The sequence below is a fragment of the Bradyrhizobium sp. STM 3809 genome (genome assembly GCF_000239795.1).
Lineage (GTDB): Bacteria > Pseudomonadota > Alphaproteobacteria > Rhizobiales > Xanthobacteraceae > Bradyrhizobium.
Genome location: NZ_CAFJ01000698.1, coordinates 1 through 8,173 on the forward strand (window position 1 = coordinate 1; position 8,173 = coordinate 8,173).

The 8,173-nt window shown below is 65.0% G+C and carries 6 protein-coding genes and 1 pseudogene; 3 read left to right on the forward strand and 4 right to left on the reverse strand.

Annotation, left to right across the window (positions count from 1 at the left end; translation table 11 throughout):
* The 4 genes and pseudogenes from BRAS3809_RS36285 to BRAS3809_RS30650 form a co-directional block, all read right to left on the reverse strand.
* A pseudogene (locus tag BRAS3809_RS36285) lies at positions 1-162 on the reverse strand (branched-chain amino acid ABC transporter permease); the annotation flags it as partial.
* Between the two features lie 37 nt (positions 163-199).
* Positions 200-1,210, reverse strand: coding sequence for a branched-chain amino acid ABC transporter permease (locus BRAS3809_RS30640; RefSeq protein ID WP_008965896.1), 1,011 nt, complete (start codon positions 1,208-1,210; stop codon positions 200-202).
* Between the two features lie 409 nt (positions 1,211-1,619).
* Complete coding sequence (locus tag BRAS3809_RS30645; RefSeq protein ID WP_008965897.1) at positions 1,620-2,441, reverse strand: AraC family transcriptional regulator; 822 nt, start codon at positions 2,439-2,441, stop codon at positions 1,620-1,622.
* A 127-nt stretch (positions 2,442-2,568) separates the two neighbouring features.
* Complete coding sequence (locus BRAS3809_RS30650; RefSeq protein ID WP_008965898.1) at positions 2,569-3,819, reverse strand: ABC transporter substrate-binding protein; 1,251 nt, start codon at positions 3,817-3,819, stop codon at positions 2,569-2,571.
* 485 nt (positions 3,820-4,304) lie between these two features.
* Between BRAS3809_RS30650 and BRAS3809_RS30655 the strand changes: the two genes are divergently transcribed.
* The 3 genes from BRAS3809_RS30655 (at position 4,305) to BRAS3809_RS30665 (ending at position 8,068) form a co-directional block, all read left to right on the forward strand.
* Positions 4,305-5,459: a sugar ABC transporter substrate-binding protein gene (locus BRAS3809_RS30655; RefSeq protein WP_008965899.1), complete on the forward strand. Its 1,155-nt coding sequence runs from the start codon at positions 4,305-4,307 to the stop codon at positions 5,457-5,459.
* Positions 5,460-5,549: 90 nt separating this feature from the next.
* Positions 5,550-7,091 carry a sugar ABC transporter ATP-binding protein gene (locus BRAS3809_RS30660; protein ID WP_008965900.1) on the forward strand — a complete coding sequence of 514 codons (1,542 nt, stop codon included), beginning with the start codon at positions 5,550-5,552 and terminating at the stop codon, positions 7,089-7,091.
* Positions 7,088-8,068, forward strand: coding sequence for an ABC transporter permease (locus tag BRAS3809_RS30665; RefSeq protein WP_008965901.1), 981 nt, complete (start codon positions 7,088-7,090; stop codon positions 8,066-8,068). Before BRAS3809_RS30660 ends, BRAS3809_RS30665 begins: the two co-directional genes overlap by 4 nt.
* Positions 8,069-8,173 lie beyond the last annotated feature (105 nt).

Sequence of the window (8,173 nt, forward strand, 5' to 3'; positions counted from 1 at the left end):
CGCGATGGTCCCGAGAATGAGCGTCGTGCCGAAGATCTCGATCAGGAAGAAGCCATTGGCGATCACGGGCATGATCAGCAGCAGCGCCGCCAGCGCCCAGGCCCATGGCTGCTCGGTCACGGACCACACGGCCGGCCGCTCCGCCGCGCCGCCTGCCAGCATGCCCTCTCGCGCTTGCGCCTCCTGGATCAGCGACATCTCACCGCCTCGCCAACAGGCCCTGGGGCCGCAGCGCCAGCACCAGGACCATGATCAGGAACGTCACGACGATGGCGTAGGTCGGGATGTAGACCGACCCGAGCTGCTCGGCGAGACCGATGATGAGCGCGCCGAGCGCCGCACCGGGGATCGATCCCATGCCGCCGACGATGACGACGACGAGCGAGGCGAGCAGGAAGCGCGTATCCTCGCCCGGCGAGATCGACTGGAATGTCCCGCCGACCACGCCGGCGATGCCGGCCAATCCCGCGCCGAGCGCGAACACCAGCACGAAGACCAGCTGGATCTGCACCCCGGTGGCCGCGAGGATCTCGCGATCGTCGACGCCGGCGCGGACGATCATGCCGACGCGCGTGCGGTTCAGCGCGAGCCACATCAGGATCCCGATCACGACCGAGCCGCAGAAGATCACGAGGCGCACCAGCGGATATTGCAGGAACACCGCCTCGCCGGACGATTTCACCGCGGTCATCAGCGGCAGCTGGACCGGTCCGATCAGCCACGCCGGCGTCTGGATCTGATAGAAGTCGCCGCCGAACGCCCACAGCATCAGATCGGCGAACACGATCGACAGTCCGATCGTCACCATCGTCTGGCGCAGATCCTGCCCCTCCATGCGGCGGAACACGAGCAGTTGCAGCAGCACACCGATGATGGCGACGACGACGAAGGCGGCGATGAAGGCGAGGATCCAGGACCCGGTCGCGGCCGAAATGCCGTAGCCGACATAGCCGCCGAACAGATAGAGCGAGCCATGCGCGAGGTTGACGTTGCGCATCAGGCCGAAGATCAGCGTGAAGCCGCTCGCCACGAGGAAGTAGAGTCCGCCGAGCGTGATGCCGTTGAAGACGGCGCTCAGGAACACCTTCTTGCGGCCGATCGCGTCCTCCAGGCCAGGCGGCCAGACGGCGAAGACGAGCCAGGCGAGGAACGCCACGACCAGAAGAATGATCAGAGACCAGATCGGATGTCGCTCGACGAAGCGGCTCATCGGCTTACCCTCGCGAGCGCAGGGTAGTTGCATCCTGAAAAACGGAGCTGCCGCGACGACCAATTTTGCCAGTTGGTTTTTCCGTCATGCCCGGGCTCGTCCCGGGCATCCACGTCGTCCTCAGCTCGCGGAGCGACGTGGATGGCCGGAACAAGCCCGGCCATGACGACATCGAGAGAGGCAACCGCAACACTCAGAAGGCCAGACGAGATATCGCGGCGACCGAGCGAGAGCGCGATGTCATCGTCGCCTCGCCATGGCGTGTTCCGCCGGAGATCGCCGGGTCTGCCGGCCATCGCTCGTCCTCCCTCGTCGGATCCTGTGCCGGATCACGTTGCGACGAGTGTAGCTGCAGCCGAGGGCGCGGGTTTGATCGACAGTCTCTTTTCGCGCGATGCGTAGCAAAACCTCAGGCGCGGAGCACTTTCGCAGCGCGGCGATAATCCGTCGGAGCCATGCCGACATTGCCGGCAAAGAAGCGCGTGAAGCCACTCTGCGACGAGAAGCCGAGATCGAAGCTGATGTCGGCGATCGGCGTCTCCGTCGCGACCAGCGCATCCAGCGCCCGTTCCATCAGCAGCGTATTCAGATAGAGGTTCGGCGTCACGCCGGTCTGGCTGCGGAACAGGCGATAGAAATGCGGCCGCGACAGGCCCGACTCGCGCGCGATGTGGTCGAGCTCGATCTCGGCACAGGGACTGTCCGACATCAGCTTGATGCACTTGCGAACACGGAAATCCGTGACTTCAGCGCTCGACCGCTCCGGCATCAGCTCGGAGACGCGCCAGCTCTCCTCATAGCAGCTCTCGATCAGGTGGCGCAGCTCGCCATCGAGACAGCCGAGCGATGGCGCGCCACATACCAGCGCTGCGGTGCGGCGAATGCAGCGGTCGAGCGCCGCTGTGCGGCGGAAACAGGTTCGCCCGAACCTCAGGCCCTCACGTGCCGCCGGCGGCGCGAACCACTCCGAATTGACATAGAGCACGAAAAAGATGGCGCCGTTGTCGATGTCGTTCGGCAGGAAATTATGCGGCTCCCAAGGATTGACCACGACGATCGACTCTTCGCCGATGACGTAGCGCTGGTCGCAGACGTCGATATTGGCCGGAGTTCCGCCAACGTGGAAGATCAAATGCCCCTCGCGATGGGCATGGACATTGAACGGCCGATTGAGCTGATAGACGGTCGCCCGACCGAAGCGCGCATGAAAGACAGCAAGCGCCCTACTCATCACGTCCCCACCAAATTGACTTCTTTCTTATCATGCTAGCGTCGATCATTGCCTTGCAGAATGCAAGAGACGCGACGACGCGGCCGGAGCACGCGCTCCAGCCGCGTCAGTTGCTGACCAGATTTGGTCAGTACTTCTTACATTCAGGCACCGTCCGGCTCGGCAGACCGATCTTGGCAAAGGTGGCCGCGTCGTAGCCGAGCGTCTGGTTGACGTCGGGGATCACCTTCACGACCTTGCTGAACAGCGCGCCCTTGCCGTCATCGACGACCTCGGTGACGAAGTTGGTGCCGATCGCCTGACGATTGGAGTCGAGCTTTATCTTGCCGTTGGGTGCGTCGATCTCGATCTTGGCCAACGCCGCCTTCAGCTTGGACTGGTTGTCGGACAGGTCGCCATTGACCTCGCGCAGCGCCAGGATCAACGCCATGGTCGAGCCATAATAGTTGGTGGCGAGCAGCGACGGGCTGGGGAAGCGCTTCTCCGGCGGGAACGAGTCCTGATACGCCTTGACGAATTTCTGCCAGCGCGGATCCTCCCAGGTATCGGCCTGGCCCGAGGCCGCGATCGTGCCGATCAGGGCGTTCTTGGCATTGCCCTTCGAGGACAGGATGGTCTGGTCGATCATGATCGAGCCGCCCATCAGGTGAGCCTTGCCGCCGGCCTGCTGATACTGATTGAGGAAGTTGACGGCATCGGCGCCGCCCAGGCCGAGATAGATCGCGTCGACATCGTCGGGCAGCGCCGCGATCACCGATGCGAAGTCCTTGGTGCCGAGCGGGACCCATTGCCGGCTGGTGATCTTGCCACCGAGACCGCAGAACTCCAGGGCGAGACCGAACACCTGGGTATAGATGAAGGAGTAGTCCTCGCCGACGGTCGCGATCTTGCGATAGCCTTTCGTTTCATAGGCATATTTGCCGAGTCCGACCTGCCACTGCGCGCCGTCCATGTTGAAGCGGAAGAAGTTCGGCGCCGGGTCGACATAGGTCGTCTCCTGCGCGCCGGAGGCGGCGTTGACGAATGTCAGCTCGGGATGCGTCTTGGCGAAATTCTTGACCGCGATACCCTCGTCGCCGGACAGCGGTGACAACAGGATCTGCACCTTGTCCTGCTCGATCAGCTTGCGGACCGCGCGCACGGCGGAATCCGGCGTGGCATCGGTCGAGGCGACCACGAATTCCAGCTCCTTGTCGCCGATCTTCTTGCCGAGCACGTTCAGCGCGGTCACATGGCCGCGCATGCCGTCCTCGCCGAGCACCGTGTAGGTCCCTTCGAGCGTCGCGGTGACGCCGACCTTGATCTTCTCCTGAGCGTATGCCGCGCTGGACAGCAACAGCGCCGTGACCACGGCGAACCCCACGCGTCCCATCTGCATCGAACTCCTCCCTTGTCGCCCATTGCTGGAGCACACGATTGTGCGGCCAGTCGTTGCTGGCCCTGTTGGCGGCAGGCCTCACCCGTCATCTTGGAAGGCAGTGGTGGACCCCCATCGGCTGGAGGCTAGCTGACGGCGCGCTGCACCGGATCAGGCGGCCAGCCGCAACCTTAACGAACAGTCTCATTTTGCTTGATGCGGCGCAAAAATTCCGGGACCTCGGTGATAGCGCTGACATCGGCCTAGCACCCGACCAGGGCTGCCAGTCGATGCGGCAAAGACATTATATACAGTATCATTTGTGCAGTGCGCTTCGAGTCCGCCGGCGCGTCAGAGGCCGTAGAGCGGTAATTGACAGCGCTGTCATTGGCCAGTATCGCTGCGGTCGTCGAGATGACGAGCGATGCTCGAACAACCTCCACGCACAAGTGAGGCGTCTCGCACATGCGTCAATGATTGGCGCTGCAACAATGGGGAGGTCACCAATGTCTTCCAACCTGATCAAGGCCAATTCGATCAAAGCGCGATGCCTTGTGACGTGCGCATCGCTGGTGCTGCTTTCGGCGTTCGCGAGCAAGGCGCTTGCAGAGCCGGAATTGGTCAAGGGTCCCGCGGCCGAGCCCGAATGCATGGTGCCGTGGACCGGCGACACCAAGTTCTTCAAATATCCCGCCAAGAAGGGCCCCTACCGCATCGCGCTCGCCAACGGCTACATCGCCAACACCTGGCGCATCCAGATGATCCAGACCGCCAAGGCCTATGCGGCGCAGCCGGAGGTCAAGGCCAAGCTGAAGGAGTTCAAGGTGGTCTCGACCGGCGAGGACGTGCCGGCGCAGATCTCGGCGATCAACAACTTCATCGACTCCGGCTACGATGCCATCGTGGTCAACGCGCAGAACCCGACCGCCTTCGGCCCGGTGATCAAGCGCGCCAAGCAGGCCGGCGTCGTCCTCGTAGCCTTCGACAACATTCTCGCCACGGAAGACGCGATCAACGTCAACGTCGATCAGAAGGGCCTCGGCGAGCTCTGGGCACGGTGGCTGGTCAAGAACGTGCCCGGCGGCGGCAAGGTGCTCGAGGTGCGCGGCGTCGCGGGCACGTCGGTCGACACCGACCGCCACAACGGTTTCCAGTCAGTGCTGAACAGCTCCGGCAAGAAGTGGCAGACCACCGAGGTCGTCGGCAAATGGGACGATGGCGTCGCGCAGAAGGCCACCGCGGATGCGATCGCGACCAACGGGCCGTTCGATGCGATCTCCGGCCAGGGCGGCGACACCGGCATCGTGCAGGCCATGCTCGACGCCAAGCACAAGATGGTGCCGTTCGGCGGCGAGACGGAGAACGGCTTCCGCAAGTTCTGCGCCGCCAAGGCGTCGGAAGGACTGAAATGCTCGTCGGCCGGCACCGGGCCGGCGCAGGTCGCCGTCGCGATCAAGGTGGCGATCGCCGCCCTCGAGGGCAAGGTGGTGCCGCAATCGGTCAAGCTGCCGCTCGCCGTCGTCGAGGATCCCAACTTCAAGAAGGATCAGGACTACTTCCCGTCGCAGTCCGACAACTTCTTCGTCGGCAATTCCTTCCCGACCTGCGGTATCAACTTCACGGCGCAGGAGATCATGGGCCAGTCGAAGGAAAATCAGTAGACTGCCACTCTGCGCGACTCCGCCGCGCCGCCCGACGGTGGCGCGGCGGATCGGCTGGACGGCCGCTGAAGCACCGGGGAATTAAGCATCATGATCGCGGCCGCGCCGCTGTTTCGCGCAGAAGGACTGTCGAAGCGCTATGGCGGCGTGATCGCGCTCGACCGGGCGGACCTCGAGGTTCACCCCGGCCGCATCCATGCCATTCTCGGCGAGAACGGCGCCGGCAAGTCGACGCTGATCAAGCTGATGGTCGGCGTGGTCGCGCCGGACGAGGGCCGCATGACGCTGGAGGGGCGCGAGGTCGCCTTCGCCGGTCCTGCGGCCGCCAATGATGCGGGGATCGTCTGCATCTTCCAGGAGCTGTCGCTGATCCCCGATCTGTCGGTCGCCGACAACATCCTGATCAGCCATCCGCCGACGCGGCTCGGCATGATCGACCGCCGCGCCCAGCGCCGCATCGCCGAGGAGGCGCTGCACCGCGCCGGCGCCGGCGACATCCACCCGCGGGCCCTGGTGCGCGACCTGCCGCTGTCGCGCCGGCAGATGGTCGAGATCGCCAAGGCGCTGGCGCGGCGGCCGAAGATCCTGATCCTCGACGAGGCGACCTCGGCGCTGACGGCCGCCGACGTCACCAAGGTGTTCGAGGTGCTGAAGCGCCTGCGCAGCGAAGGCCTCGCTCTGCTGTACATCTCGCATCGCATGCACGAGATCGCCGAACTCGCCGACGACTGCAGCGTGTTCCGCAACGGCCGGAGGATATCGACCTTCGCCGCGGGCACCAGGACCGATGCCGAGGTGATCGAGCTGATGATCGGCCGCGAATACAAGCACGCCTTTCCCGACAAGCCGCTGCGCAAGCCCGACGGCCGGCCGCCGGCCCTGCAGTGCAAGGCGCTCGGCTGGGGCGACCGGCTCAGGGACATCTCGTTTTCGCTGCATGCCGGCGAGATCATCGGCCTCGGCGGGCTCGACGGCCAGGGCCAGCGTGAGCTGCTGCTGGCGCTGTTCGGCGTGCTGCGCGACACCAGCGGCGAGGTTCTCATCGACGGCGACAAGGTCGCGATCGACAGCCCCGTGGCCGCCAAGTCCGGCCGCATCGGGCTCGCGCTGATTCCGGAGGACCGCAAGACCGAGGGGCTGATGCTGCCGATGTCGGTGCGCGACAACCTCTCCGCCGCCGCCTTCGACCGTTTCGCGCGCTTCGGCATCATCGACCGCAGGCGGCAGTCGGAAATGATCGACGAGATGATCCGCCTGATCGAGATCAAGACCGCCTCCCCCGACCTGCCCGTCAGCGCGCTGTCCGGCGGCAACCAGCAGAAGGTCGTGATCGCGAAATGGCTGATGAACAAGCCGCGCATCATCCTGCTCAACGACCCCACCCGCGGCATCGATGTCGGCACCAAGCAGGAGATCTACCGGCTCTTGCGCCGGCTCGCCGACGAGGGCGCCGCGATCCTGCTGTATTCGACCGACTATGACGAGCTGATCGGCTGCTGCGACCGCGTGCTGGTGATGTATGATGGCGCCGTCAGGCGCGAGCTAGCCGGCGCCGAGATCACGGAGCGCGCGCTGGTCAGCAGCGCCCTCAATGTCGATGACGGCGAACCGGCGAAAGCGAGCGCGCAATGAGCGAGTGGCGGTACTGGCTCGCCGAGCAGCGCGGCACCTTGCTGGCGATCGGCATCTTCGCCGCGATGTTCCTGATTTATGCGACCAACCATCCGGCCGGCTTCAGCGCCAACATGGTGCAGACCGCCTCCAACAAGGCGACCCTGCTCGCCTTCGTCGCCATGGCGCAGGCGATCGTGGTGATCACCGCCGGCATCGATCTCTCGGTCGGCATGATCCTGACCTTGACGAACTGCCTCGCCTCCTGGATCGTCGTCGGCAGCGCCACCGAGACCGCGCTCGGGGTGATCGGTGTGCTCGGCACCGGCCTTCTTTGCGGCATGATCAACGGCGCGATCGTGATCTTTGGCCGCCTGCAGCCGATCGTCACCACGATCGCCACCGGCGCGATGTATTACGGCGTCGCGCTGATGCTGAGGCCCAATCCCGGCGGCTCCGTCAACGAGACGCTGGCCGATGCCCTGACGGGACGCCTGTTCGGCGTGGTGCCGACCAGCCTGGTGGCGCTGGCCGCCGCGGCGCTCGTGATCTGGGTGCCCTACAGCCGCTCGGTGATCGGCCGCGCCGCCTTCGCCACCGGATCGTCGGAGGTCGCAGCCTACATGTCCGGCGCGCCGATCCGTGCCGCCAAGTTCGCAGCCTACACGCTCGCCGGCCTGCTGTCGGCGATCGGCGGCCTGTTTCTCACCTTCTTCTCGTATACTGGCGAGGCCGCCTATGCGAGCGGTAACGCCTACACGCTGTTCTCGATTGCGGCTGTCGTGCTCGGCGGCGTCTCGCTGATGGGCGGACGCGGCAGCGCGATCGGCGCGATCTTCGGCGCGCTCGCATTCCGCACCATCGGCGATCTCCTGTTCGTGTTCGATTTCGATCCGCTGTGGCAGCCGCTGTTCCAGGGGCTCGTGCTGATGCTGGCGGTCTCGATCGGCGCGTTCGGTCTGGTGCGTGTGCGCAACCGCCTGGAGTGGTTCGGATGAGCGAGGCAGCAGCCCCCCAATCGCCCCCTCGCACGGTCGCTCTGCTGCGCCGGATCGACCCGGCGGTCGCCGCCTCGTTCGGCTGCATCGTGCTGCTGCTCCTGG